This is a genomic window from Leisingera sp. F5 (genome assembly GCF_001593695.1).
In genome coordinates this window covers 1-1,317 of record NZ_LUKH01001054.1, presented here as the reverse complement: position 1 = coordinate 1,317, position 1,317 = coordinate 1, and the positions used below count along the sequence as shown (strand labels likewise).

Sequence of the window (1,317 nt, the reverse complement as noted above, 5' to 3'; positions counted from 1 at the left end):
CTGATCGGCCATTGGGACGGCGAGGAAGAGGCCCGCTGGATCGGTGAAGAGATCGAGGCGATGCAGCGCGGCACCCGCGGCCAGGCACCCATCGGCCTCAACAGCATGGCCATCCTCGTGCGGGCCTCGCACCAGATGCGTGCGTTTGAGGACCGGTTTCTGACCATCGGCCTGCCGTACCGGGTGATCGGCGGCCCGCGGTTCTATGAGCGGCTCGAAATCCGTGATGCCATGGCCTATTTTCGCGTTGTGGTCTCCCCGGATGACGATCTGGCGTTTGAACGCATTGTCAACACGCCGAAACGCGGCCTTGGCGACAAGGCGCAGCAGACCATTCAGGGCATTGCCCGCGAAAACGGCGTCTCGCTGGTCGAAGGCGCCCGGTTGGCCGTTGAGGCTGGCCAGATCAAGGGCAAGGGCGGCGGCGCCCTGCGCCAGCTGGTCGAGGGTATTGCCCGCTGGGGCCATATGGCCGGCGACGCGGACATCACCCATATGGAACTGGCCGAGATCATCCTGGATGAAAGCGGCTACACCGCCATGTGGCAGAACGACAAGAACCCGGATTCGCCCGGCCGCCTGGAAAACCTCAAGGAACTGGTGAAGGCGCTGGAGTCTTTCGAGAACTTGCAGGGTTTCCTGGAGCACGTCAGCCTGGTGATGGACAACGACAAGCAGGATGCGGACGAGAAGGTTTCGATCATGACCCTGCACGCGGCCAAGGGCCTGGAGTTCCCCGCGGTCTTCCTGCCGGGCTGGGAGGACGGGTTGTTCCCCTCGCAGCGCTCGATGGATGAAAGCGGCCAGAAAGGCCTCGAGGAAGAACGCCGCCTGGCTTATGTCGGCATAACCCGCGCCGAGCAGATCTGCACCATTTCCTTTGCCGGCAACCGCCGGGTGTTTGGCCAATGGCAGTCGCAATTGCCGTCCCGCTTCATTGATGAGCTGCCGGAGGAGCATGTCGAGGTGTTGACCCCTCCGGGCCTTTACGGCGGCGGCTACGGCGCGGCAGCACCGGGCGGCACTATGGGCGGCGGTCAGGTCCGCTCCACCATCGAAGAGAAAATGGCTCAGGCTGATGGCTACAACTCCCCCGGCTGGAAGCGGATGCAAGCGCGGGCAGGCGAGCGCGGGATGTCGCAGCCCAAGGAAAGCAAGCATCAGGTGATCGACCTAACTGCGACGTCCAGCTTCACCCTGGGCGAACGCGTGTTCCATCAAAAGTTCGGTTACGGCGCCATTACAGGCATCGAGGGCGACAAGCTGGAAGTGGATTTCGAGAAGGCCGGCACCAAGAAAGTGGTCGCCCGTTTCGTC

The 1,317-nt window shown here is 63.2% G+C and carries 1 protein-coding gene; it reads left to right on the top strand.

What is annotated here, in order from left to right; genetic code table 11:
• Positions 1-1,317: 3'-5' exonuclease (locus tag A2I95_RS38785; protein WP_291737708.1), on the top strand; the 1,317-nt coding region annotated here is incomplete at both ends.